Genomic DNA, 26,232 nt, shown 5'->3' with positions numbered 1-26,232 from the left:
CTCCCACTCCGCATTCGTCAGGTCTCCACGTCCCATGCCGTCAGCCTGCCCCCAACACCCCACCCGCGGAGGGAGATCCGAGAAACAGCGCCTAGACCCGCCGCGGCCGGCAGCACTCACGACCTCATCATTCGATAGGGCCGCTGGGACCCGGCATCGGCCAACTGTGCTGCTAAGATCCGCGCTTGACTACTGCAGGAACGTACGTGCTGCCGATCTACAGTGCGCTGGTCAATCTCTCTTCGAGGCCCTCGTTCTCGCCCGTTGGCGTCAGTAAGGCGGCAGGCGGCCGCTGAGCGTTCACATGGTGGTTGCATGACCGGAGGGCAACTGATCGGGCGAGCCCGCGCCACAGTGCATCGCCAGCATATCAGACGGACGGCAGCACCGACCGAAGATGCCGTCGTTGATGTGTGTGAGCGCCCCCGCCTCACCGACGTTGGGCACAGGGAGGCGGAGGGGTGCAGGTCACACTGCGCTGGATGCGGAGAAGCCCCGTCGGCGAACGAGCCACGTAGGTCATGTCAATGTGCCCTACGCGGCTACGCACGCTGCTACTTGCCTCGCCCATAGCGAGGCCCAAGTACACTCATTCAAACAAGGTTTACTCATGCAGCATCACCTCCTGCGCATCGTGGCTGTGCTGTCGGGGTATGGGCGACCCACTTCTGCGCTGTCACGAGCAGTGAGGGAACTCATGGCGAGACGTCAACCGAATTGCCGGAACGCACCAAGGAGCTGTACATATGAGGCTGGAGGTCGTGACCGATCCGGCCCATGGCGGTCGCTGGACATCTCTGCGGCACGGCAGCCGCGAGTGGCTGTGGCGGCGGGACTGTCCTGAACGGCATCACGCAAGCCCTGGGTCCGTCTTCGTGGACGCAGGCGGCCTGGAGGAGTGCATTCCCACAGTTCGTGGCACCCCAGACCACGGCGACGCCTGGGGCCGCCCGTGGACGGGCGAAGGAGACACGGAGCGCGTACGCTGCGACACTTTCACGCTGGAGCGCACTCTCCGTTACACCGGCGGCGGCATCGAGTGTAACTACACGCTGAGGGCCAAGCCCGGGTTTCGCTTCATCTGGGCGGCTCATGCCCTGCTCGATCTATCCGAGCAGGCAACCGTGCACGCTGCACCTGGCGCATCTACCCGCCTGTATCCGGAAGCTGCTCCCCTGATCGGCCGCCCGTGGCCCCCCGGAGCCCAATGGGTCGAGGGCAGATGGCCTGCTCCCCAAGGACTGCCTCTGGACCGTTTCGGACCGGACGACGGCACAGCGGTCGGAGCGATCGTCGAGACCGACCGCTGCTGTGTGCACGACGGCGAAGACTTCTTGGCATTGAGGGTCGAGGCCGAGGGGCAGCCACTATCAATCGCCCTGTGGCGCAACCTCGGCGGGTTTCCCGCGCATCGGCCCTACCGGTCCACAGGCGTCGAGCCGATGCTCGGCCGAGTCTTCGATCTTGATGGCGCCGACGGCGACGACGCCGCCTGTGTTCCTGGTTCAGGAAGAGTGCGCTGGCGGCTCGTACTCACGGCGGAGTGTCGCTGTCCGCCGTGAGGAGGAACATGCGCGGCGCTGCCCGCGACGTCACGCCACCGCCGGTCGTGCGCCACGCGGTCAACCTCCTCGCTGCGCGCATGCCATCACTCTGCCTGCATCACTGTTCAGAGGTCTCACTGTGACTGACCATCTTTCCCCAGACATCCTCCCCGCTCGCCCCGACCGTCTGGAGCTGGGTGAGGGCATCCGATGGACCGGGGGTGACCGTGTCCACCTGGTCGATATCCTCGCCGGCCGCCTGTTTACGGCCCCCAATGATCCGGCAGCCCCATTGCGGTTGCTGGCCGAACTACCGGTCCCGCTGGGCGCTGCAGCACCTGTCGACAGTTGCCCCGGGCTGTGGATCGCCGCCGCGGGCACCGGAATCTGCCTCTTCGAGCCATATGGGCACGCTGTGTGGCTGGCACGGCCGGAAGAGGGAACCTGCAGAAACATGAGGATGAACGATGCCGCAACCGACCCATCGGGCCGCCTCTGGGCTGGCAGCATGGCCTGTGACGCAGACCGCGGGGCCGGATCCCTCTACCGCGTTGACCGCGACGGCTCAGTCGTCCAGGTTCTTGACGGCATCACCGTTCCCAATGGACCTGTCTTCACTGCCGACGGCAAGGTCATGTACTTGGCCGACAGCGCTCGCGGGGTAATCTCCCGTTACCCGGTGGATGCGGTCAGCGGGCTGCCCGGTGCGCCCGAACCTTTCGTGACTCTCCCGGAGGGGAGCCCCGATGGCATGGCCATCGATGTCGAAGGAGCTCTGTGGTGTGCTGTCTGGGGAACCGGGACCGTACGCCGGTATCTGCCAGATACCACTCTCGACCGTGTTCTTCACCTTCCTGCCGCTCAACCAGCCGGGGTATGCCTGCAGGACACGCTCCTGCACATCACGACTGCGCGCGTAGGGCTCTCCTCACCCGGCCCGTACGACGGTGCAGTGTTCTCGGTTCCGGTCGAGGTGCCAGGCCTGCCGAGTCACTGTTTCCGACTGGATTCCGGCTTGCAGTTCGCAACATCCAGGGAGAGAGACGACGAGTAGGCCGGGTTTCCTCGCCTGTGCCTGTTGCCCGTAGCCCGGCTCGGGGCAGTTCGCCGGGCCAGGGGCGGTCAGATGCCTGCAATCGTGCACGCGTGGTCCCCGAGTAGAGGTCCGGGGACCACGGACACGGCGTCCTCACTCAAGCGACTACCGTGATGTTCTCCGCCTGCGGGCCCTTCTGGCCTTGCGCAACGTCGAAGGTCACCGTCTGACCTTCGTGCAGTTCACGAAAACCGGAGGCGTTGATGTTGGAGTAGTGCGCGAAGACGTCGGGTCCTCCGCCGTCCTGCTGGATGAAGCCGAAACCCTTCTCAGCGCTGAACCACTTCACAGTGCCAATGGCCATCCCTGGACCTCTCGCTCTAAGCAAGCCCACGCCATGCGGACCTGCAGCCCGCACCCTACTTGCAACGGGAGATATGTGCAGGTGAGGCGGCTGCCATACGGAAACATGCATTGAGAGAAGACGTGCCTGAGCACCGGCTCAGCATGCTTGACGTTCGGGACTGGTCAGTGGCTAAATGTCGGCGCGGTTACCTGACTGAGCCAGGTGCCGCCACTCACTGGGCACACTGAGTAAAGGTGCGCGATGGGAGAAGCACGACGGGCAGAATCCGCAGGCTCCTACGCCGGCATCGCGCCGGTTGATCTCACATCTGCGCCCGTTGCCCCTGCCGTGTCAAAGGGGCGTCGGCTGGGAGGCAGCCTCCCGGTCGCCAGTCCTTCCCAGTACGGCATCGGTCGCAAGCGGCTCCAGCGGGCGTCCCTCTACCGCCCACCGGACAACTGCTGGTCCTATCGCAGCCGTCTTCCATCGGCCGCGGTTACACGGACTGCAGGTAAGCGGCGCAGACAGCTGCGTCGCCGACAGTGTCGTGGCCGATAACGCCGCAGGTCCCGCATAAACGTATGCCGTCGTGATCCATAGGCGGCCCGGGTTCAACGCTTCGCGTGGTGATGCCGCCCGCAAGCCGCAGCCGTATTTCCGCGAGGGCGCAAGGAACGACAGCCGGAAGGGACCCGGGCGAGCTGCTGCCGTCGGGTGGATGATGCCCTCGAGCCAGGAATTGCCCGGCCAGGCGGCCCATGTATCCGCGACACCGGCTCCCGTTTCCCCGAGCGCGGTCGAGACTGTCAGACCTGTAACTGATCCCTACGTTGTTCTGCGGGACGTGGTGAGTCCTTCGTATGGTTCACCCACCCAGGGGCGCCGAGTGTGGCTCTAACTGATCTGCTGCTCGTAGCTGGAAACGATTGGCCGCTCAGCGCCCCACGACGACTCGGCTGCCAATTAGGAATTGCGAATGATCGCTGAGTAGGGATCTGACAGCGACGTCGTCCGTGGTAAGCACCCGCAGCGCACTGTACGGAGGCAGCGCATGGCCGCGATCTGGGCCGGCATCGACGCAGGAAAGACCCATCACCACTGCGTCGCGATCGATGAGGGCGGCCGCCGGCTGCTGTCGCGGCGCGTCGCCAACGACGAGCCCGACCTTCTCGAGCTTCTCACCGACGTCCTGGCCCTGGGCGACGAGGTGACGTGGGGAATCGATCTGGCCGACGGCGGATCCGCCCTGGCCATCGCAATCCTCCTCAACCATGACCAGCTCGTCCACTACATCTCGGGCCGAGCCATCCACCGCGCCTGCGAGAGCTACCGCGGTGAAGGCAAGACCGATGCCAAAGACGCCGCGGTCATCGCGGATCAGATTCGTATCCGGCGTGACCTCCAGCCCTTACGGCCCGACGACGAGACCATCACCGACCTCAAGATCCTCACCAGTCGGCGCATGGACCTGGTCGCCGACCGCACCCGCACCGTCAACCGGCTGCGGGCGCAACTGTCCGGACTCTTCCCGGGCCTTGAGCGGATGCTGGACCTCACGAACACCGGCCCACTCACCCTGCTGACCGGCTACCAGACCCCCGCTGCCCTGCATCGACTCGGCACCAAACGGCTGGCGACCTGGCTGCGCAATCGCAGCGTTCGCAATGCCAACCAGCTCGCGCAGACGGCCTCCCAGGCAGCCGAGCGCCAGCACACCAGCCTGCCCAGCGAAAGGCTGACCGCGCAGATGGTGCACACGCTGACGAAGGAAGTGATGGCTCTCAACCTGCAAGTCGCCGAACTCGACAAGCTCATCGAGGCCCGATTCCGCGACCACCACGACTTCGACGTGATCACCAGCATGCCCGGGCTGGGCATCATCCTCGGCGCCGAGTTCCTGGCCGCCACCGGCGGAGACATGACCGTCTTCGGAACCTCCGACCGCCTCGCCAGCTTCGCCGGCGTCGCGCCGTTTCACGTGACTCGGGCAAGGTCAGCGGCAACCTGCGTCGGCCTCAGCGATACAACCGCTGCCTCCAACGCGTCTTCTACACCTCCGCGCTGTTCAGCATCCGACGGAGCGAGGAGTCCCGCCGCTTCTACGCTCGCAAACGGGCCGAGGGCAAGCGTCATACCCAAGCTGTCCTCGCTCTCGCCCGCTGTCGCGTCAACGTTCTCTGGGCTCTTCTACGCGACCAACGATGCTACGAGCCGATCCCACCGGCAGCCCTTGCGGCTTGACAAAGGGACCGTCTGAACACTCATGTCTCCCGCAGGATGCGGGACCTCATCGACGAGCGGGCCTGGCTGACGGTCTTCCTCCTGCCGGCCTACTCACCAGACCTCAATCCGGTCGAGTGGGTGTGGGCGCACGTCAAGCGCAGCCTCGCCAACCTCGCCGTCATGGCCCTCGACCGCCTGGAAGCCCTCGTCCGCAACCGACTCAAACGACTCCAGTACCGGCCCCGCACCCTCGACGGCTTCATAACCGGCACCGGCCTCACCCTGACAAGCTGAAGTCAGTAAGAGGTCCTAGGCCGATTAGAGTTGCGGTGTGGTGCATTGGAGGCGGTGCACCGTCCTCAGATGGCGGGTCCGGCGGCAGTTGGCTCCGCACCTTCAGCAGCTCCGAAACATGGTGGCGACAATGGCTCGCGGCGGCGGGACCTCCAGTCCGGTCGAGGTCATGAATGTGGCCACTGCAGACGGACTTTGTGCCGTGCAGTCAGTGCGGCGGCACCTGGCATCTCACCGGCCGAGGTGGGCGCCGCCGGACGCGGCGATCCACTGGCCAGTCACCCAGCGGGCTTGGTCCCCCGCCAGGAAGGACACCACATCGGCTATGTCCGACGGAGCTCCGAGCCTATGGAAAACGGATGCCTGCGCATACTTTTGACGGACTTCCGGGACCGCGAGCTTCGGATTGATCTCCGTAGCGGTGTAGCCCGGGGCAACGGTATTCACCGTGATACCCCGCGGGCCCAGCTCCTGCGCAAGGGAAAGGGTGAGGTAGTCCAGGGCGGCCTTGGCCATTCCGTAGGCCACGATCTGCGGGTAGGCAATGTGGGTTGCCGCCGAGGAGATGTTCACGATCCGGCCACCGTCGCGCATTCGGGGCAGGCCGCGTTGGACGATGAAGAACGGTGCCTTCGTGTTGACGGCGAAGACCCGGTCGTAGTCGGCCTCGGTGACGTCGGCGATCCCGCGCGGAATGGTGATGCCGGCGTTATTGATGAGGATGTCCAGACCGGGTTCGGATGTCTGCCCGTCCAGGATGTGGTCGAAGGCCGCCCAGAGTTGGTCGGCGTCACCGGGGAGGCCAAGCTCGGCGTGGAGTGCAAAGGCCCGTCCGCCGTGGTTCTCGATCTCTTTAACGGTGTGGTCTGCCGCTGCCCGGTCGTGTCCGTAATGGACGGCCACCAGAACTCCCTCGACTGCCAGCCGACGGCAAATGGCCCGGCCTATTCCGCGGCTTCCGCCGGTCACGAGTGCGGTTCTGCCTGCGTGCAGCTCGTGTGAGGTCATACTGCTTTCCTTCGACTGGAGGTGCGGAGTAGAAGGGCGTCGCGTGGCGAGCCGACGCGGATGGGGCGAGGCAGGTGGGGTGTGATCGGTCGTCTGACATCCGGGGGCCGGGGGGTGGGCCGCATCTCGGCTACCGTGAGGCGTTGACAAGCACGGCCATGTTGCCCGCCGGGTGTCGGTTGTCGTGGATGAGCTGATGGGCCAGGCCGATCTCTTCGAAGCCAAAGGTGCGGGACAGGCACGGGTCGATGACGCCCTGGTCGATCAGACGGGTGATCTCGCGGGCGTCGCGTGTGCTGGCCACGTGCGACCCCTGCAGACGCTTTTGCCGCATCCACAGAAACCGCAGATCCACGTCGCCGTTGTAGCCCGTAGTGCCACCGCATATGACGACCATGCCGGCGTTGTCGCACATGTACATGGAGGTGGGAATGGTGTCGGCTCCGGAGTGCTCTAGCACGATCCGCGGGCTGCGTCGCTCGCCGAGCACGTCCCAAAAACGCCGGCCGAAGGCCCGCGCCCCGGTCAGCCATCGGCTCATCGCGTCTTCGTCGGAGGTGTCCGGCATGCGACCCCAATGGTCGAAGTCACGTCGGTCGATCCACCCTCTCGCGCCGAGCTGTACGCAGAACTCGCCGCGTTCCTCGCTGGAGACAACGGCGACCGGGAAACCGCCGACGTGTCGGACGAGTTGGATGGCGATGCTGCCCAGGCCTCCGGCGCCGCCCCAAATGAGTACAGGGTCGCCGGGGCGAACGGTGTGCGGGGCCCAGCCGAACAGCTGCCTGTAGGCGGTGGCGGCCGTCGCCATGTAGCAAGCGGCAGCTGCCCAAGACAGTCGTACGGGCTTGGGGTGGCACATGTAGTCGTCCACCACCGCGAACTGGGCGAAAGACCCGTAGTTCTCCTCGTAGCCCCACACTCGCTGACTGGTTGATGCAGCCGGGTCGCCGCCAAGGCGGATGTCCTGGGCCGACTGGTCCCACCTGCTGGCAAGCACGACCACCTCATCTCCGAGGCGCACGCCGCTCACATTGTCGCCGACGGCCCACACAATCCCGGATAGGTCGGAACCGCCGATGTGAAAGTCTTCGGTGGCGCCGGCCTTCTGCCGGGCGCCGATCACGTCGAGTGGATGCCCCAGCGCGGCCCAGACGTTGTTGTAGTTGACACCAGCCGCCATCACCTTGACGAGTACCTGGCCTCGCCGTACCGGGGGCACGTGGACCACCTCGGTCCGGAAGGCGTCAACAGGCTGGCCGTAGCGCTCGCGGCGGATAAGCGAGGCATACATTTTCCGTGGGATCGTTCCGAGTTCAGGCGCTTCGCCGAGCTCGTAGAGGTCCTGGGATGCCGACACGGTCATGTGGTTCCTTTGCACTGTGGGAAAGGGAGAGGGCACGCGTCCTCGCACGCTGACCGGCTAGCGGGCGTGGCTGGGGACTACGTCCGGGCTGCTCGCCTCGGGGTGCTGGTGGCTGTCTGCCAGGTGTTGGCTGAAGGACTGACGACTTTGCCAACAGGGGCTTGGCAGTCAGGTCGAGCGAGGAATGGAGCGTGACCGCTCGCGGCTGATGATCGTGGCTGGAGCACCGCGCGGTCTGTCATGTGGACGGGGCGTGGCCTCGCAGGCTCACCAGGTCAGTCTGTCGGTGGGGGGAGGCGCTCCCCTGGCGCGGGGGTGTGTCCCGTCAGCCTCGCGGTCTAAACGGTCGAGGAGGGGACAGCGATCGGGGGACGCGGGAGTGCGACACTATGAGACCAAGGGCCAATCGACACCGGTAGTCTGTCAGGCAGGCGGCTCGTCGCCATCACAGTGTTTCCCTCCGATGGTCTTCGTTGCAGGGGGCGAGGCCGGCACCTGCATCTGACCGCTGGTGGCCTTTCTCAGAAGCCCGGCAACGGTTTTGCCGATCAGAGCGAGGGGCTCGGGTTCAGTCATCTCGTAGTGCCCGCAGGGCACTCGGCAGTCATGCAGGGTTCCCTCAACGTAGGGTCGCCAGGCATCAGCCTTGCCGGGCTGCGTAGCCAGATCGGTGGGGACATCCAGGAGTGTCTTGTCGCCGGCGCTGAAGAACTGGACGTCTCCTTCGAAGACGCCGGGAATGAACTGGGGCGCAATGCGCAGATTGTTGCGCATGACGTCGGCGATAGCCACGGCTTGGATGTGGGTGACGGGCAAGCCGTGCGGTTCTGTGTTCGCGTCGACGGCAATGCGGTCCAGGACAGCCGCCACGTCGGGCGGCGGCTCCGTCGAGCCCGCGGTTTGGCCAGCCACGCGCATCAGCAGGGCGGCCACCTGACGCTCGCAGGCGTCGGCGTCGTAGGTGCTGCCGTACGGTTGCGGAGCGTCCAGCATGGCCAGCAGCTCAACCTTCTCGCCCCGCTCCTGCAGAGCACAGGCCATCGCATGAGCCACAAACCCGCCATAGGACCAGCCCAACAGCCGGTAGGGGCCGTGCGGTTGGATTTCTCGAACGAGTTGAACGTAGGAGGTGACCATGGTGGCGGCATCTGGTGCAGGCGGTCGTGATCCGTCGAGACCGGCAGCCTGGATGCCGTAGACGGGCTGGTCGCCGCCAAGGTGTGGCAACAGGCCGGCGTAGCGCCAAGCGACGCCCGCGCCGGGATGGATGCAGAACAGCGGTGCCGCGCTGCCCTCGGGCCGCAGCGGCAATAGGGGGCCAAGAGCATGGGCGGAAGAGTCCGGGCCGTCACCGTATCCAGCCGTTGCGAGGACGCCTGCGACGGTCGGGACGGACAGCAGTGTGGCGGCAGTCACATCCAGCACACCAGCTCGGCGGAGGCGATCCGCGAGCACGACAGCGCGCATCGAGTCGCCGCCGAGGTCGAAGAAGTTGTCATACAGGCCGATACCGCCGATGCCGAGGGTCTGTTCCCACATCCGGGTCACCTCCCGCTCCCGGTCGGTGTCTGGCGGCACATGCTCAGTGCTAAGCCGGGGTCTGGGAACGAGCGCTGGCTGTGCATCTCTCCTGTTTGGAACCGCCACAGACCTCGTGGTGCGGGCTCCGGGAGCATCGATCCAGTGGCGGTGCCGCTCGAATGCATAGGGAGGCAGCGGTACCGACTGGGGGGTGCCCGGCACCGGCGGGAGCGCGCTGTCCACGCCAGCACTCCATAGGCGCCCCAGCGCTTCGGCGAGGACAAAACCGTCGGAGGCGTCGGCTCTGGCGTGCCGCATGGTGGTGATCGTGACTGGTTTGCGCGGAGTCAGTTGGGCTGCGGCCAGCCGGGTCAGAGTGTCCGCTGGACCGATTTCCACCAGGACCGGGTCGCCCTGCTCGTACAGGGCTGTGACACCGTCGGCGAACAGCACGGTGTTACGTGTGTGGTCGAGCCAGTGCTGGGGCGATGTGGCCTGGGCGTCGGTGATCCAGGTGCCGGTGACGTTGGTGACGAGCGGAATGCGAGGCGGTCGCAGGGTGACTCCGCGCAGGTACTTGCCGTACGTGTCCAGGATCGGGTCAAGGACGTGCGAGTGGGCGGCGGCGGGTATGCGTACACGACGGAAGGATATTGCGCGCCTGGCCAGTTCCCTCTCGAAACGGGCCACGGCATCAGTGTGGCCGGCGACTGTGCAAGCGGTGGGGCCGTTCACTGCGGCCAGGGACAGTTCGGGACCGAGCAGCGGCTGGACGTCCTCGGCAGAGGATGCCACACCAACGGTCGCTCCGCCGGCCGCGCCGATCAGCTGGAGCCTCTGTGCAACCAGGGGCAGCATGTCTGCGAGGTCGATCACTCCGGCTAGGCAGGCTGCCGTGTACTCGCCCAGGGAGTGGCCCATCAGCGCGTGGGGGCGTACGCCCGCGGCCATCAGCGTGCGAGCGAGGGCGTATTCGGTGGCGACGAGCCCGAGAAAGGCGCTCATGTCGTCGGACGGGGCATGTCCGAGGAGGGTACTGCGCAGGTCGGCGCCGAGGACGGGCCGAAGGATGTGCGCACACTCGTCGACGATGTCGCGGTAGTCGTCTCGGTCGCGGTACAGCTCCGCGCCCATGCCTGCATACTGAACGCCTCCTCCCGGCAGCAGGAAGGCCACCCGGGCGGGTCCGTCCGACGGTGCCGGAGTGAGAGGGATGGCCGTGCGCAGCGCCGAGAGGGTTTCGGCACGGGAGGCAGCCGTCACCGTTAGGCGGTGGCGCAGAGCGGGGCGGCGGGTGCGCAGCGCGTGCGCGACGTCGTCCAGCGCAATGTCCGGCTGGTGTTCCAGGTGACGGGCCAGGGCCGCGGCCTGGCCACGCAGACCGCCAGCGGTGCGCGCGGACAGAGGCAGCACCTGGCGGTGGTCGGCCTGGGGTTCGCGTGGCGGGGCGGGCGGTGAGGCCGGGGCCTCTTGCAGGATGAGGTGAGCGTTGGTACCACCGACACCGAAGGCGCTGATCGCGGCCCGCCGCGGGTGGTCGGCGACGCACCAGTCCTCGAGACTGGTGGGAACGCGGAACGGGCTTGCTGTGAAGTCGATGAGCGGGTTGGGCCGATCGAAGTGCAGGCTGGGTGGAATCTGCCGGTGTTCCAGGGCGAGAACGGCTTTGATCAGCCCGGCGATGCCGGCGGCCGCTCCCAGATGGCCGATGTTGGTCTTCACCGAACCCAGCGCGCAGAAGCCGCGCCGGTCGGTGGACTCCCGGAAAGCTTCGGTGAGCGCTGCCACCTCAATGGGGTCGCCGAGCCGGGTGGCAGTGCCATGGGCCTCGACCAGACCGATGGTGTCGGCGGCAATCATGGCCTGGGCCTGCGCGGCGAGCACGACCTCGCTCTGCCCGGCGGAACTGGGCGCGCTGAAACCGACCTTGCGTCGACCGTCGTTGTTGATGGCGGTTCCCCGCACGACAGCCCGGATACGGTCGCCGTCGGTCAGGGCGTCCTCCAGCCGCTTGAGGACGATGGCGCCGACACCGTCGCCGGAGGAGGTGCCGGCGGCGTCGGCGGCAAAGGCCCGGCAGTGGCCGTCGGGGGAGAGGGGTCCGTCGGGCAGGTGACGGTAGCCGAGGAGGGCCGAGGGATTGAGGGAGACGGCACCAGCGAGGGCGGTGTCGCATCGATGGTCGATAAGGTCCTGTACTGCTGTATGCACGGCCACGAGGGCGGTGGAGCAGGCCGTCTGCACGGATACGCTCGGGCCGGTCAGGCCCAATTCGTAGGAGATGCGCGGGGCGAGGGTGCCTAGAGAGTTGGCGGTGGCGGCGTGCACCAGCTCAAGGGAGCCCGGCTGTCCGGCGTAATGGGGATATACGTGTGCGGGGTAGTAGCGGCTGTCGCCGCTGCCGGCGTACACGCCGAAGACGCCGTTGTCGGCGCCGGGCCCTAGGCAGCCGGCGTCTTCCAGGGCATGGTAGGCCGTCTCCAGGAGCAGCCGCTGTTGAGGGTCGACGACCGCAGCCTCGGCGGGACTGTAGCCGAAGAAGCCGGAGTCGAAGCGGTCGATGCCCTCGATGACGGATGCCATGCGGATCAGTGACGGGTCGTCTAGGTCGCGGCGGTGGCCGCCGGCGGCTAGGAATTCCTCGTCGGTGACGGGCCGCACCGCTTCATGTCCGGCGGCCAGGTTTTCCCAGAACGCATCCAGGTCATCGGCGCCCGGAAACCGGCCGGCCATGCCGATGACGGCGGCGGCCGGTGGCTCCTGTGCTTCGTGCGGTGTTGCGTGGTTGTCATGCATGGCCTCGGCCCTTTTCATGCCAGAGGGAGCGGCGTGCTCCGGCCGCGCGCTGTCGTTGTGCCCGTTCTTTGGCGCGATCCAGGTTGCTCGGCTGATCTTCGGTGCTGCCGTGCTGGGTGTCGGTGACCAGCTGCTCGGAGGTTTCGGTGCGGGTGAGGAGGTAGCGGGCCAGGTCGCGCACGGTGGGGTGGGCGAACAGATCGACGATGGTCAGGTCGCAACTGAATGTCCGGTTGACGGCGCTCTGCGCGGTGGTCAAGAGCAGTGAGTTGCCGCCCAGGTCGAAGAAGTTCTCGTCCCGGCCCACTCGGTCGCGGCTCAGCACGCCGCACCAGACTTCGGCGAGCCGCCGTTCCAGGCCGGGGAGCCGGTCTTCGGCGCCGCGGGCGCTAGCAGGCGGTTGTTCGGAGCTGCCGGCGGCGCGCAGCACCCAAGGGACGCCGTCTACCGCCTCAGCCGCGGCCTGGTGCAGTGCGCCGAGGTCAGCGTCTGCTTCCAGCGTGACGCGTGCGACCAGCCGCCTCAGCTGCCGGGCGGGTTCGGCTACGTGGCTGCGGATCCAGGGGGCGGTGCGGTCAGTGCCGATCAGCAAGTGCGGATGATCCAGTGTGCGGGCGAGAGTGAAGGAGCGCAGCGCGGCGGGGGTGTCCAGTGCCCGGTAGCCGCGGGCTTCGGTGAGCGGGGCGAGTGGGTAGTTCCTGCTCATGCCGCGTTCGTGCCACATACTCCAGGCCAGGCTCTGTGCGGGCAGCCCCTGGGCGCGGCGGTGCACGGCGAGCGCGTCGAGGTAGGCGTTGGCCGCGGCGTAGGCGGTGTTCATAGCTCCCCCGAAGTAACCGTTCACCGAGGAGAACAGAACGAACGAGGTCACAGGGTGGTCGATGCTGACCCGGTGCAGGGTCCATGCGCCGTAGGCCTTCGCCGCCAGCGTGGAGCGCCAGGCAGCAGCATCGAGTTCATTGACCGGCCGCTCGATCAGTGTCCCGGCCAGGTGCAGGACGGAGACCAGAGGGACGCCCCAGGCCTCGGTCGCGGCGTCGATGGCCTGCCGCACTTGTTCCTCGTCGGTGACGTCGGCACATGCATAGCGGACCTCGCCGGCGTCGTGGAGCCGCTGGTACGCCTCTTCAATGGTGCTGCCCTCGGAGCTGCCGGGCGACGGCAGTGGGGTACGTCCAAGAAGCAGGACTCGGGTGCCGGGCGTCTGCAGGAGATGAGCGGCGAGCTGGGTGCCGACGCCGCCGAGTCCCCCACTGACCAGGTGAAATCCTTCGGCTGCGGGCTGCAGCGGCCGCCCGGGCACGGGCAGCGCCGCCGGGAGGGGGATCAGCCGACGCACGTAGCGCTGGCCGCCGCGGTAAGCGACCTCGGCATCCACGGGTGCGTGGGCGGTTTCCGCTGCAAGGAGGGGCAGCGGGTCAGTGTCCGGCTCGAGGTCGAGATGGGCACACCGCAGCCGCTGGAACTCCTCCGACAGCGACTTCAGGACCGCGCCTGCCATGGCCTGGGCTGGTGAGGGCAGGTCATTCGCGGTAACGGCTTGGGCGCCGGCCGTCACGTAGAGCAGGTCCACTGGCCGGGCGCCCAGTGCCCGGGCTAGCGCAAGCAGAGACAGCGAGCTCGCCTCGTGTGGGACTGCGTCGCCGGTGTGCGCGGCCGGGAGGAAGATGATGGCGTCGACCGGACGTTCGTCGGCGTCCAGGTCCCGCAGCAGCGCTGCGTGATCGGTGTGCTCGGCGGTCCGGATCTGGTAACGGGCAGCGTCGAGCCGTTGGTAGGAGGGCCTCTGGACAGCGATGGTGCACAGGTGGCCGTCGGCACGCAGCAAGCTGGCCAGCCGATCGGCGAGGTCGTGGGTGCGTGGGTCGCCGTCGGCCAGGAGGAGAGTGTGCCGGCCGGGGGTGGAGGGGTGTGGAGGGTGGTTTGCGGCAGGCTGCCAGGCGGGGTGCAGGAACCAGTCGGGCAGGGTCTGTTCGGTGCCCAGCAGCAGTTGGGCCTTGTGGATGGCCTCGTCGAAGTCACCGGCTTCGAGGCTCTTGCGCAGCTTGGTCCGCTGAATCTTGCCGATTTCGGTTTTGGGGATGTCGCCGGGACCTACGGGGACGAGAAGGGCGGGGCTGACCCCGATCTCGCGGGTGACCTTTCCGGCTATCTCACGCAGAGCGGCGGCGCGGTGCGGGCCCGGGGTGAGGTGGAAGAACAGGGCGAGTTCGTCGGTGGTGGCGGCCGGGTGGGTGCGTACCGCGCAGGCGGCGGTGAAGCTGCGCACGACGCTGGGCAGTTGTTCGACGCAGGCTTCGATCTCGTGGCTGTAATGGTTGACGCCGTTGACAATGATGACGTCCTTGGCACGTCCGGTGATGTAGAGCTCACCGTCGCGAAGGAATGCGAGGTCACCGGTGTCGAACCAGCCATCAGTGGTGAATGCTTCGGCGTTGGCGGCCGGGTTTTCGTGGTAGCCACTGGTCACGGACGTGCCTCGGACCTGGAGCCGGCCGACGCCGCCTTCAGCGAGCAAGGCACTGTCCTCGCCGACGACGCGCATGGCAAAGCCCGGGTAGGGCAGGCCGCAGCTTACGAACGTTTCCTCGGCGTCGGTGGGTTCAGCCAGTAGCACCGAGTCGGTGACCACGGAACAGGTTTCGGACATGCCCCAGCCGGGGTGCATCGCGTCCTGTGGCAGCCCGAAGGGTCGCAACGCATGCAGGAAACCTCGGGCAGTAGCAGCCGTTACGACCTCACCGGCGTTCATCACCAGCCGCAGCGGGGTCAGGTCCCAATCGCGGTTTTGAAAGTGATCGGCGTGTTCGGCAAGCAGCCCGAAGGCGAAGTTCGGGGCCCAGGTGACGGAGACTCGATGCTGGTGGACGAGGTCCATCCAGCGCAGCGGGTTCTGCAGGATCCAGGACGTGGGCGCATGGATCTGGCGGCATCCCAGGTAGAGGTCTCGCAGGTGGAACATCACGACGCCGGTGACGTGGTCGAGGGGGATCCAGTTCAGAGTGACGTCGTGGGCGCCTAGTCCGTTCACGGCTTCCGTGGCGGCGGAGCGGGTCAGTACGTTGCGGTGCGTGAGCCGGACGGCCTTGGGCAGGCCGGTGCTGCCTGACGTCATCAGCATCAGGATGAGATCGTCCGGGTTCGCGGCGTGCCAGTCGCTGTCTTCGTGCGTGTTCCGGAGGGCGTCGACCGTGGTCAGACGTAGGTTCGGCCAGCTATGCCTGCTGGCGTGGCCCTTTAGGCCCGCTGCCTGCTCGGGTGAGCATACGATCCAGGGCCGGCCGAGCATCTGCCAGATGCCCTCTAGCTTGGTGAGGGCGGCCGAGGGGACGTCATAGGAGCCGGGGACGGTCAGCGGGACGGCTACGAAGCCGCCGAGGATGCAGCCCCACAGGACGGCGAGGAAGTCCTCGCTGGCGTCGCACTGGAGGATCACCTGGTCGCCGGGGAGCAGTCCGGCCCGCCTGAGCCCGGCGAGGACGCGGGAGGCCTCGGGGATGAGAGAGGCGTAGTCACGGCGCGTCTGGCTACCGTCGGGATGTACGTGCACGATGTCGCCGTGGCCGCGTTCGGCAGCCCGTATGAGGGCTTGGGCCCAGTCGGCCACCGAGGGTTCGGGCAGATGCGGTCCCTCGCTGAGTGCTGGCCGCGTGTTCGCCGTCGTTTGAGCACTGCAGGGGGGCGGCGTCGGCATGGTGCTGCGTGGTAAGGCGACGCTGCGGTGGATCAGCTCCTGCGGGCTATTCTCGACAACGACTTCGGCTGAGCTGACGCCGTCGATGCGGTGAAGGTGCTGGCGCCAGGACTCGGCGGCGGCGTGGTCGACCGCGGGCAGCGCGGCGAGGGCGGTGGTGTCGAGCGCACCGTCGGCGGTGCGGGGCAGGGTGTTCACGGCGGTGACGCGGACTTCGCCGGCACCGGTGCGGTCCAGCAGTCGCTCCAGGCCGTCAGTGGCTTCTTCACGTCCCGGCACCACAAATAGCCTGACTGCGTCGCCGTCGGCCGCGGGTGGTGCGCTGGCGTCACGGATGCCGGGCACCGACCGGGCCGCCTCCACCAGCGCAGCGGCGTCGAGCGAGGGAGGCGTGAGCGGTGTTCGGGGATCCGGCGCTGGAAGGCGGTTCAGTGGTGTATTCGGGTCCTCGCACACGACAGCGAGCGTCCGACGCAGCGACCGGGCGAACTCCTCGGCAGTGGAGGGGGCGTAGAGGTCGGTAGCGAACTCCACCCGCAGGTCTAGGCCGTCGGCCACGCCGTTGCCGGTGTGCCGTTCGAGGATCTCGATGAACAGATCGCACTTGGCGTAGCCGGTGGCGGTGGGCTTCAGTGGTACCTCCCGTCCGTCGAGGCGGAGTATGGCGGGCTCGTTGTTTTGCAGGGCGAGCATGACCTGGAACAGCGGGTGCCTGCCGGGAAGACGGGGCGGGTTGAGTTCTTCCACCAGCCTGTCGAAGGGCAGCTCTTGGTGGTCGAGCGCGGCTAGGTCACCCGTGAGTACTCGAGCCAGCAGCTCGCGGAAGGATGGGGTGCCCGCGCAGTTGAGACGTAGTACGAGGGTGTTGGAGATCAGGCCGATCAAATCGTCCATGCCTGGCTCGGATCGGGTGGCGACGGGGACGCCCAGAACAATGTCCTCTCCGGCGCCGCAGCGGGTGAGCAGGGCGCTGACCGCGGCGTGCAGCAACATGAAGAGGCTGACGCCCTCGTGGTCGGCCAGGCGCAGGAGATCGCGGTGCAGCGCGGCGTCCGCGTGCTCGACGACGTGGGCGCTCCTGCGCAGCGACGTCGGCCGGGGCCGGTCACCGGGCAGGGTGCATTCCTCGGGCATTGCAGTCAGTGCGTGCCGCCAATGCGCGGTCAGCTGTTCGGTGTAGCCCGGGCCGTCTGGTCCGGTGGCGAGCAGCGCGCGCTGCCAGAGCGTGTAATCGGCGTACTGCACGGCAAGTGCCTTCCACGCTGGGGTGGTGCCGTTGCGGCGTGCCGTGTAGGCGGTACTCAGGTCGTCGGCGAGGGGGCGTAGTGACCAGCCGTCGGCAGCGCTGTGGTGCGCGACGAGCAGCAAGGTCTGGTCTTCACCGGTACCGAACAGCCATGCCTGCAGGGGGCTCTCGGCGGCTAGGTCGAAGTGGTGCCGGGAGGCTCTCGTGATGTGGGTGCTGATCTCGTCGGGCGGACAGTCGACGGTGCGCAGGCGAGGGCGCAGCTCACCAGGCGGCAGGATGCGCTGGTGCGGCGCGCCATCGTCGGCGGCGAATACCGTGCGCAGGCTGTCGTGCCGGTCGGCGAGATCGCCGAGCGCGGCCTGCAGCGCTGCGGCGTCAACGGCTGAGCCGAGTGGTACGAGCAGGGGAATGTTGTATGCGGCTGTCGCGTCGTCGAGCCGGTTCAGGAACCACATGCGCTCCTGGGCGTACGACAGCGGAATGTGCGGGGGACGGGGGAGGGGACTGAGAACGGGACGGCCAGGAGCGGTGCCGCACTGGCCGTCGAGGAGCGCAGCGAGTGCGGCTGGGGTTGGGTTTTCGAAGAGTGTGGTGATGGGCACGTCGCCACCGGTTTCGTTGCGTAGCCGGGCCAGCAGACGGATGGCGAGAAGTGAGTCGCCTCCCAGGTCGAAGAAATTGACGTCTGCGCCGGCAGTGCCCTCGGGAAGTTTCAGTACATCCTCGAACAGTCGGCAGATGAGGACCTGTTGGTCACTGGTGGGGGGTACGCCGACCGCTGCGGTGGTGAAGTCGGGTGGGGGCAGGGCATCGGTGTCGAGTTTGCCGTTGGCTGTCAGCGGGAGCGTGTCGAGAGGTACACAGACTGCGGGGACCATGTGCTCAGGCAGGTGGGCGGCGGCGTGGGCACGCAACTCGGCGGGACTTGGCGGAGGTTCGCAGGCCGCAACGGTGTAGGCGACAAGTTGTGTCGCACCGCTGTCGGCGATACGTGGGATGACGGCAGCGCGCAGGACACCGGGGTGGCGGCCGAGGACCGCCTCGATTTCGCCGGGCTCGACGCGGAAGCCGCGCAGTTGAACCTGGTGGTCGGTGCGGCCGAGGTATTCGAGAGTGCCGTCGGCGCGGCGCCGGGCCAGGTCGCCAGAGCGGTACATGCGGCTGCCGGCCGGTCCGTAGGGGTCGTTGAGGAAGCGTTCAGCGGTCAGTGCGCGGCGGTGGAGATACCCTGCGGCCACGCCGGCGCCGGCCACGTACATCTCTCCGACAGCGCCCGGCGGAAGGGGGCGGCGCCGTGAGTCCAGCAAGTACACGCGCAGGTCGGCGAGAGGGGTGCCGATGGTGCTGCCCCGGCGGGGGTCGTCCAGGTCAGCCGGGGTGAGGCGATGGTGGGTCACGTGCACGGTGGTCTCGGTGATGCCGTACATGTTCGCCAGCGCCGGCCGGTCGAGTCCGTGCCGGGCGGCCCACGGCCGCAGCCGCTCGGGGTGCAGCGCCTCTCCGCCGAATACAATGTAGCGCAGTGCGCCGGCCGTTGACGCCTCATCTGCGTCCATCAGCTGTTCGAAAGCGGACGGCGTCTGGCTCAGTACAGTGACGCCCTCGTCGTGGATTAGCTGCAGGAAGTCCCGCGGCGAGCGACTGACGGTGTGCGGGACGACGACGAGCCTGCCGCCGTGCAGCAAGGCGCCCCAGATTTCCCACACGGAGAAGTCGAAGGCATAGGAGTGAAAGAGGCTCCACACATCGTCGGAGTTGAAGTCGAAGTGCTCGGCCGATGCGGCAAAGAGCCGGATCACGTTGGCGTGCGCGACGGGAACGCCCTTGGGCTGGCCGGTGGAGCCTGAGGTGTGGATGATGTAGGCAGTGTCCCCCGGGCTGATCGGTCCGGTGCGGTCGGCGAGGGTGAGGTCACCGGCTGGGAGCGCGGCGAGGTCAGCGGTCACGGCGGGGTCGTCCACGACGACGGTGTCGATGTCGCTGCCGAGTTCCGCGGGGAAGCCGCTCTCGGTGACGAGGAGAGTTGGCGCCGTATCTGCCATGACCAGACGCAGACGCTCAGCGGGATGGCTGGGGTCCATGGGGAGATAAGCGGCGCCGGTCTTGAGAACGGCCAGCAGGGAGGGTAGCAGGCGCGGTCCCCGATGCAGCGCCAGCGCCACGACCCGTCCTGGTCCGGCCCCGCGCTCGGCCATCAGCCGGGCCAACTGGTTTGCTTGGCAGTTGAGTTCGGCGTAGGTGAGGTGCGTATCGCCGTGCGTCACTGCGACCTGCTGGGGCCGGGCGTGTGCCTGGCGTTCGAACAGTTCCGTCAGCGTGTCAGTTGCGGGAAAGTCGCGCGTCGGCTGGTCGCCTGGGTGTTCGCCGGGCAGCAGCAAGTCCAGGTCGGTGAGTGCGGCTGTGGGTGCTGTCTCCGTCAGGCTGCGCAGCAGGGCGATGAACCGGTCGCGGTGGAGGGCGACTTCATCATCGTCGTACAAGGCAGGGTTAGCGTCGAAAGCCAGCCAGAGGGCGCCGGGCGAGGACCCGGACCGCACGCTGATCTGGAGGTCGTCGATGGGGCCACCCGAGAGGTGATGCCAGGTGGCCGGGTTACCGGCGAAGTTCAGGTCCTCGGTGAAGGGAACGATGTTCAGTACGGGCCCGTAGAGGCGGCGCCCTGCGCCGAGCAGGCCTAGGTCGCGGCGGATGAATTCGCCCCGGTACTGCTGGTGGCGGCGCAGCTCAACCAGTCCCGCCGCCGTGGCGTGCACGAGTTCGACTACGGAGGCGTCCGGTTCGACGGCGACCCGCAGCGGCAGGACGTCGGAGGTGGTGCCCGGGGTGCGCAGAGCTACGCTACCTGTCCGGCTCATGGTGGCCATGCCGAGGATCAGGTCGGTGGCGCCGGTCATACGGTGGAGGTAGGCGGCGACAGCGGTGGTGATCAGGGCGGTGCGTGTGGTGCCCAGACGGGTAGCGGCGGTGGACAACGCTTCGGCGTCAGGGGCGTCGATCACGGCCGTATGGCGTAGAAACGGGGCGCGTGGCGGGGCCGTACGGCGGGTGAGGCGGGTCGGCTCGGGCAGCCCGGCCAGCTGGTGCATCCAGTATGCGCGGTCGCGTGCACACCGTTTGGAGGCGAGGTATGACGCATCCTCGGCCTGGAGCCTGCCGATGGGTGCGAAGTCGCTAGGGTCAAGCTCGCGGCCTTCGGCCAGCGCGTTGTAGGTGTCGGCCAGGCGGCGGCCCAGGAGCTTGTAGCTGTAGCCGTCGAGCAGGATGTGGCACGCGCGCAACAGCCATATGTGCCGGTTAGGAGCGAGGGTGATGAGGGTGTGTGTGAACAGCGCGCCCTCGTCGAAGTCCACTGGCCTCGCCAGCTCTGCACGGACCGTTTGCCAGGCGGCGTCTTCCGGGTCGGCGGCGTCGCTTACGTCGATCTGGTGCAGCGGCCAGTCGTCTGCGTTCGGTGCCAGCCAACAGCGGGGGCCCTCGTCGGTGGTGTGGAAGCGCAGGGCGAAGGTTTCGGCCTCGCCGACGGTGCGGCGTAGCGCGGCCTCGAACCTCATGGTGTCCAGAGCGCCGTGGATTTCCACCGCCTCCGCGGTGTTATACGCGGCCTTGTTGGAATCGAGCCGCTGTGCATACCAAAGGCCCTCCTGGGCGGCGGACAGTGGCCGAGGCTCGTCCCCAAGGAGAAACCTCTCGTGAAGTGACATAGCGCAACCCTCGTGTGGCAAACCGTATTGATCCGGCCGGGAAGAGCCCGACCGGCCGGGCAGGGAGCACGACCTGCGTCCATGGGGGATGCGTGGCCGCACGCCGAGGGCGTGGCCATGTCGCGACACGCCGCCGGTTCAGGGCCTCACCGTGGGGCAGTCCGGGAATCCCGGTCAAGCCTTCACCGGCCTTGCCGGGAGAACCTAGATCTTTCCCTGAAGAACACGGTTTCAGGGATAGCTGCTACTCTGTGAAATTTTAAGGAAACCCCGCCAGTTTCTCCGGATAGTCGCCATCAAGCGGATTCTGATGAGCTCGTCCGTGCACTCTCGAAAGGACATAGAGCCGAGGCTGCGACTCAGCGCTAACCGACGTGCAGGCTTCGGCATTGAGCAGGAACGAAAAGGGGCATGAATCATGCATCGTATGCTGTGTCCGGTGGAGACGCTGTATGTCGGGCAGCGAAGCCGCGGGGTGATTTCCAGCGCGCTGAGGGGTCATCTTGACGTTGCGGCGCTGTCGGCCGCATTCGATGCGGTCACGCAGGCGCACCCTTCGCTGCGTAGCCGCATCGTGCCGGAAGGCGAAGGCTTCGCACTGCAACTGCTGGCTGAGGCAGAGCGGCCCCGGCTGGCCACCCGCACCGGCGATACTGACGCGGCCCACGCCGCAGAGCTGAACATGGCACTGCCCGTCGGCGGGCCTCTGAGCCGGGCAGTACTGGTGAGCGCCCCTCGGGGCGACGATTACCTGTTCGTCCTCTCTGTGGATCACACGATCGCTGACGGCCACAGCAGCATCGCCCTGCACCACGAGGTATGGAACCGATATCGAGCCTTGGTTGAGGGTGTCGGGAGCAAGACGAAGCTGTTTTCCGTCGCGGACGGCACACTGGATTGGCCGGCCCCCGTGAGCGGACTGCTGCCTGCGGCGGACAGCGCAAGGACGGCCGATTACCTGGAGCTGCGCATCGAGGAGACGCTCCGTCGACCGGCCCAGATGATCGCCTACGACGTCGCAGACCCGTCCGCGGTCGAGGGCCGTATCGAGGTGTGCCGGGTGGCACTGGACGAGGAGCGCACCAGCCGTTTGCGTCACTGCGCCCGCGCGGTGGGTGTGTCCGTGCATGCCGTAATCGCTGCTGCCCTGCTCGCGACGGCGCGCCGACGTCTGCATGGCGACGAGCCGCTCCCCCTCAGCTGCCTCTCCCCCGTCGACCTGCGGTCCCGCCTGTCGCCACCGGTGCCGGCTCTCGTCATGATCCCTGCCGTGACGGCTCACCTGCAGACCCTGGACGTCACCCCGGGGGCAGAGCTGGGCGACCTGGCCTGCACAATCCACGCCCGGCTCAGCGACTTCGTCACTGGCGAGGGCCCCTATCACGAAATGCGGATCATGCCCGAGGTTCCACGCAGTCCCACGCTGCAACTGGCGACGGTGATCGTTACGAACATGGGAGTCGTGCCCGAGCCACGGATGCCGGAGGGCTTGGAGATCACCGACGCCCGGCTGGTGCCCGCGCGGGAGCGGTACTTCCCTCAGGCCGAGCGCAGTCCAGTGATGGCCTGCGTCGTCTCGTTCGAGGGCCGGCTCACCATCGAGTTCCCCTACTTCACCGCCTGTTTTAGTCCGGCATTCGTCCAGGCGCTGGGGGACGAAGTCCGCGCGGCGCTCATCGCTTTCACCGAAGGCATCGGTCCCGCCTGCCCATCGACGGACTGAGGTAAGCCCACGGCAGCACTCCACGCGGGGCGAGAAATCCGTCACCGGCACACCCACGAGGGGCGATCACCGAGCGCACGTGGCCGCGAAACGGGCTGAGCCGGGCACCCCTCCGGACGAAATGCACGGCCCCCTCCGCTTTGAGGGTGCCCGGTGTTCGCGTACTCGTCTGAGTGGCCCTGGCAAGATTTCCGTGAGGCCGGGGTGTGCCACCGTGCGCCGGTGACGCTCCGTCACGGGTAGCGGCACAGTCAACTGAAGGTCACAGCGCATACGTGCCTGATCTGCAATGACGAAGGCGTCCTTCGCGTCCGTCTTCCCGTCGCCCCGGTAGGAGCCGGAGGCGTGGTGGACAGTGCGGCCGGGGATGTAGAGGACCTTCTGCCCGTTGTCGGTCAGCAGCGCGATCATCAGGGCAGCCCCGCCGGCGTTGAGGTCGATTGCCCACGTCACCGGCTCGCCGTCGCTCAGCTCCAGTACATCGCTGAGCAGTTTGAGCAGTGCATCCTCGTCGTTGGCCACCCTCCGCGACAGCTCCCGCTTGCCACCCACGTCGATCACTACGCAGTGATGCTCGGCCTTCCCCGCGACCGGCCCAGAGCTCAGGCACCGCCACCTCCGAGGTCGTTCCCGTGTACCAACAGACGACCTCGCCAGCATGTCCTTACCAAGCGATCTTTTGCCGCGCATCCCAATGAGTGGCCGAGTCGTCGTGGGATGCCAGGCGGCCAATCGTTTGAAGCCACCAACGGGCTGGAGACACGCAGCCACACCCAGCATCCCTGGGCCTTCCGATCCTACGAGTGACCGGAACCAGACCCAGGAACAACGTAAGGAGACACGACCCCCACCGCGGCCGGTACTTCAAGCCCCAGCGTCTGCACGCCGACAAGGCATACGACATCCCTCACCTGCGGAGATGGCTCCGGGGCAAGCACATCGGCGTCCGCATCGCCCGCAAAGGCATCGAACGGTTAGGGCGCCGCAGGTGGGTCATCGAACACACCATGTCCTGGCTCACCGGCTACCGCCGCCTCAACCACCGCTACGAGCACAAATCCGGCAACTCCCTGGCCTTCCTCGGGCTGGCAGCCGCACTCTGCTGCCACAAACGGCTCCTCAAACTCACCATGTAGGACATGGTCTTTAGAGCTTCACCCGCTGGTAGTTGATCGTGACCCCGTAGTCCTGGGCCAGGCGCTCGTGGATCACTCTTCCCTTGAGGAGGATCTCGGACCTGAGCACCGCGTCGATCAGCGGCGCAACCTCGTCCACCACCCGTCTAGGGCGCTGACCTGCTGATTCTCTCTTCGGCGGTGCGACCGAAGCGGGATCCGTCAAGTACTTGCTCACCGTCCGACGGTTCAGCCCGATCTCCTTCGCGATCTCCCTCAGGCTCATCGCACCGGACTCATACAGCGAACGGAACCGCCTCAACTCCAGCCAGCGATGCGGATCCAAAACCACCGTCAGCCGCCTCCCTGCCGCCCCGAAACGGCAGCAGCAGACTCGCGGCCTTCACCCATCACCGCACCGAAACGGTGCACTTTCATCCGTACGAGGTGGTGCACGTTCGTTCGCTTGTACGCCGCCACCCGGGCCACCTGCCTCCGCCAAGAGGGCGCCGACGGTGGCCGCGTCCCCACCGGGAGCGCCTCAGCGATACCGCCGTCGGTCTACTGAATGGCCTCCGGCACTACCTGCGCAGGCCACCGTCGCGCTGCGAACAGGCCCAGCGCGTGGGCGCGTGCCACCAGAGCCGCCCGGTTGGGAACGTTGAAGCGGCGCAGCAGCAGTCCGACGCGGTACTCGACACCTTGACGGCTCAGATAGAGGCGGCCGGCCAACTGTGAAGTCGATGCACCGCCCGCCACCCCCTCCAGCACGCGCGCATCAAGTGCACTGAGCGACAGTTCCCCCAGCCGGGGCATGATCGTCTCCCCCGCCGGGCGCAACAGAAGGACCAGTCCAGCCGGCCCATCAAGGTCTGCGACCGCAATCGCTGTCAGCTCCGCCGCGAAGGCGTCACCGCTATCGCGCCGGCCGATCATCTCCTGCCTGAACCAGCTAGAACGCCCCTCGGAAAGTCCGGACAACCGGTGGAGCAGAGGTGCGGGCGAATCCTCTTGGAGCAGGTCGGCCAGCTTACGGCCACATATCTCGCCAGGACTCACGCCGAACTGCGCGGCGAACTCTGCTTCCGCGGCCGTGATGGTCATGCTCCTCGGGCACGCTTGAGCCGTATAGACACGGCGGCGCCTGCCACCGTTGGCTGCCTTGACGCAGGTATTGGATGATCCAGTGATGCTTGCGGTCAACACAGAATCCTCGTCTTCCCTCTTCGCACATGGGGTGCAAATTCGACTACGACGGTTGACCATGGGGCAACACTGTCAGCTCTCCAGGACCCCATACCGCCGCTGGACAACAATCGCATCGAAGGCTAAGGGCAAGAAACCCACCGAGCAAGCGCATACCTATTCAACATGCACCTCACCACCTTGTAATTTCGTGACAAATTCGAGAATGCAAATCGACCACCATCCGACGCAACCTAAAACGGGGCAAATACCCAAAAAGCGAGTATGGAGCTGCGCACGATCGATGAACCCAAACCTGGATTTACGGTCCCATCAAACAACCTCTACGCCAAGACGACCGTCACGATGGTCGCAAATGCCACAACGCACCTGGCCGAAAGCAGAACTTAATACAGAGGCCCAAACGTCTCCGCTTCCTGGTCCTATCGTTGCGCCGGTGGGCCACGGCCCGGCGTCTGAGCTCACATCAGCAAGTAAACTGGAACCGCCTGCTGAGCGGAGGTCGCGCCGCCGTGATCCTGCCGGCTCAGTCCGATAGCGAGGAACCTGACACGGCCCCTGCTGTCGGCTTTCGCGATGAGGGCGAATCGACTCAAGCCCTCGCCGACAGCAGAGCTTCCAGATCGGGGCCCACATTGGGCTGCCTCTACCGATTGTGGTCTGCCGGAAGTCGGCCGAACTGACCAAGGGCGACGTAACGACCACGGAGATGTTTCACCCGAGCCCGCCCCCTGGAGACTACTCCGGGATGAGTATCGCGAGGGCGAGATGTCTCCCCCGGAGGGACGGCAGCCTGCCTGGCATCACGTAAGTCTTATAAGGCAAAGCTACGACACTCCACGTGCACCCCGCCTCCGACCCCAGGACTCTGCATGCTCTTCCCCCACCAGCGCTTCGACTGCGGTTCCTCGAGCTCGCTGAGCGACCCTATGTGGCTGGTGACCTTCCCGTTTCAAGGCCCCCGGGGCCGCACAGGTCACCAAACCTTCGCAGTCGCTGGACACCAGATCGAGGCCATCGTCGCCTCCGCTGAGGATCGGGCGCGCCTTCCTCGGGCCAAGCGTCGCCGCGGTGGCGGCACTGTCAATTTCTCCGCCTACACCGTGGAGCGCTGGCGGTCTAAACACACGGAGTAGACAAAGACGATGCTGTGAACGGCTCCGCTTGCAGGATGCGCCTCCGGGGCTTGCACCGGAGGCGCATCCAAGCTGATGGCAGACGAAGGCGCAGACCACGCTGAACCCGGCCTGCTCCGGCGGCATCTTCGCCTCCGTGTCCGCTGCAAAATCCCGGTAGCTACTGACTTCAGCTTGTTAGGGTGAGGCCGGTGCCGGTTATGAAGCCGTCGAGGGTGCGGGGCCGGTACTGGAGTCGTTTGAGTCGGTTGCGGACGAGGGCTTCCAGGCGGTC

Annotated in this window: 9 protein-coding genes and 6 pseudogenes; 6 read left to right on the top strand and 9 right to left on the bottom strand. The window is 66.8% G+C overall.

What is annotated here, in order from left to right; genetic code table 11:
• The first annotated feature begins 746 nt into the window (after positions 1–746).
• Together ACF08B_RS40405 and ACF08B_RS40400 are read left to right on the top strand one after the other, a co-directional pair.
• The gene (locus ACF08B_RS40405) at positions 747–1,562 is read left to right on the top strand and encodes a hypothetical protein (RefSeq protein ID WP_392322033.1); all 816 of its coding nucleotides are present in this window, start codon (positions 747–749) and stop codon (positions 1,560–1,562) included.
• Between the two features lie 121 nt (positions 1,563–1,683).
• A complete protein-coding gene (locus ACF08B_RS40400) occupies positions 1,684–2,598 on the top strand; it encodes an SMP-30/gluconolactonase/LRE family protein (RefSeq protein WP_392322032.1) in 915 nt (304 codons plus the stop codon).
• A gap of 139 nt (positions 2,599–2,737) precedes the next feature.
• Here ACF08B_RS40400 and ACF08B_RS40395 read toward each other — a convergent pair whose 3' ends face one another.
• Positions 2,738–2,944 carry a cold-shock protein gene (locus tag ACF08B_RS40395; protein ID WP_392322031.1) on the bottom strand — a complete coding sequence of 69 codons (207 nt, stop codon included), beginning with the start codon at positions 2,942–2,944 and terminating at the stop codon, positions 2,738–2,740.
• Positions 2,945–3,977: 1,033 nt separating this feature from the next.
• On the opposite strand from ACF08B_RS40395, the pseudogene ACF08B_RS40390 reads away from it, so the two are divergent.
• Positions 3,978–5,167, top strand: a pseudogene (locus tag ACF08B_RS40390) (IS110 family transposase).
• 6 nt (positions 5,168–5,173) lie between these two features.
• A pseudogene (locus ACF08B_RS40385) lies at positions 5,174–5,443 on the top strand (transposase); the annotation flags it as partial.
• A gap of 231 nt (positions 5,444–5,674) precedes the next feature.
• Here the strand turns inward: ACF08B_RS40385 and ACF08B_RS40380 are convergent.
• The 4 genes from ACF08B_RS40380 to ACF08B_RS40365 form a co-directional block, all read right to left on the bottom strand.
• Positions 5,675–6,451: an SDR family oxidoreductase gene (locus tag ACF08B_RS40380; RefSeq protein WP_392322030.1), complete on the bottom strand. Its 777-nt coding sequence runs from the start codon at positions 6,449–6,451 to the stop codon at positions 5,675–5,677.
• 130 nt (positions 6,452–6,581) lie between these two features.
• Positions 6,582–7,817, bottom strand: a complete 1,236-nt coding sequence (gene ccrA / locus ACF08B_RS40375; protein WP_392322029.1) for a crotonyl-CoA carboxylase/reductase — start codon at positions 7,815–7,817, stop codon at positions 6,582–6,584.
• 423 nt (positions 7,818–8,240) lie between these two features.
• A complete protein-coding gene (locus ACF08B_RS40370; protein ID WP_392322028.1) occupies positions 8,241–12,134 on the bottom strand; it encodes a type I polyketide synthase in 3,894 nt (1,297 codons plus the stop codon).
• Positions 12,127–20,778 (bottom strand): amino acid adenylation domain-containing protein, encoded by an 8,652-nt coding sequence (locus ACF08B_RS40365; protein WP_392322027.1) that lies wholly within the window; start codon positions 20,776–20,778, stop codon positions 12,127–12,129. Before ACF08B_RS40365 ends, ACF08B_RS40370 begins: the two co-directional genes overlap by 8 nt.
• Before the next feature lie 418 nt (positions 20,779–21,196).
• On the opposite strand from ACF08B_RS40365, the gene ACF08B_RS40360 reads away from it, so the two are divergent.
• Positions 21,197–22,501 (top strand): condensation domain-containing protein, encoded by a 1,305-nt coding sequence (locus tag ACF08B_RS40360; RefSeq protein WP_392322026.1) that lies wholly within the window; start codon positions 21,197–21,199, stop codon positions 22,499–22,501.
• Between the two features lie 255 nt (positions 22,502–22,756).
• Here the strand turns inward: ACF08B_RS40360 and ACF08B_RS40355 are convergent.
• Positions 22,757–23,161 (bottom strand): annotated as a pseudogene (locus ACF08B_RS40355) (IS110 family transposase); the annotation flags it as partial.
• A gap of 176 nt (positions 23,162–23,337) precedes the next feature.
• Between ACF08B_RS40355 and ACF08B_RS40350 the strand changes: the two are divergent.
• Positions 23,338–23,637 (top strand): annotated as a pseudogene (locus tag ACF08B_RS40350) (transposase); the annotation flags it as partial.
• Positions 23,638–23,650: 13 nt separating this feature from the next.
• On the opposite strand, the pseudogene ACF08B_RS40345 reads toward ACF08B_RS40350, so the two are convergent.
• The 3 genes and pseudogenes from ACF08B_RS40345 to ACF08B_RS40335 all read right to left on the bottom strand — a co-directional run.
• Positions 23,651–23,968 (bottom strand): annotated as a pseudogene (locus ACF08B_RS40345) (IS21 family transposase); the annotation flags it as partial.
• Between the two features lie 209 nt (positions 23,969–24,177).
• Positions 24,178–24,720, bottom strand: coding sequence for a LuxR C-terminal-related transcriptional regulator (locus tag ACF08B_RS40340; protein WP_392322025.1), 543 nt, complete (start codon positions 24,718–24,720; stop codon positions 24,178–24,180).
• Between the two features lie 1,407 nt (positions 24,721–26,127).
• Positions 26,128–26,232 (bottom strand): annotated as a pseudogene (locus ACF08B_RS40335) (IS630 family transposase); the annotation flags it as partial.

The organism is Streptomyces sp. NPDC015139, from assembly GCF_043079785.1.
In the GTDB taxonomy this organism is placed as follows: Bacteria; Actinomycetota; Actinomycetes; order Streptomycetales; family Streptomycetaceae; genus Streptomyces; species Streptomyces albidocamelliae.
The sequence above is the reverse complement of the archived record's forward strand: the minus strand, read 5'-3'. Positions and strand labels throughout refer to the sequence as shown.

What these genes read in the sequence shown, in the direction of transcription:
- ACF08B_RS40405 (WP_392322033.1), top strand. Translation starts at nt 747, where the DNA reads ATGAGGCTGGAGGTCGTGACCGATCCGGCCCATGGCGGTCGCTGGACA.
- ACF08B_RS40395 (WP_392322031.1), bottom strand. Translation starts at nt 2,944, where the DNA reads ATGGCCATTGGCACTGTGAAGTGGTTCAGCGCTGAGAAGGGTTTCGGC.
- ACF08B_RS40380 (WP_392322030.1), bottom strand. Translation starts at nt 6,451, where the DNA reads ATGACCTCACACGAGCTGCACGCAGGCAGAACCGCACTCGTGACCGGC.
- ccrA (WP_392322029.1), bottom strand. Translation starts at nt 7,817, where the DNA reads ATGACCGTGTCGGCATCCCAGGACCTCTACGAGCTCGGCGAAGCGCCT.
- ACF08B_RS40370 (WP_392322028.1), bottom strand. Translation starts at nt 12,134, where the DNA reads ATGCATGACAACCACGCAACACCGCACGAAGCACAGGAGCCACCGGCC.
- ACF08B_RS40365 (WP_392322027.1), bottom strand. Translation starts at nt 20,778, where the DNA reads ATGTCACTTCACGAGAGGTTTCTCCTTGGGGACGAGCCTCGGCCACTG.
- ACF08B_RS40360 (WP_392322026.1), top strand. Translation starts at nt 21,197, where the DNA reads ATGCATCGTATGCTGTGTCCGGTGGAGACGCTGTATGTCGGGCAGCGA.
- ACF08B_RS40340 (WP_392322025.1), bottom strand. Translation starts at nt 24,720, where the DNA reads ATGACCATCACGGCCGCGGAAGCAGAGTTCGCCGCGCAGTTCGGCGTG.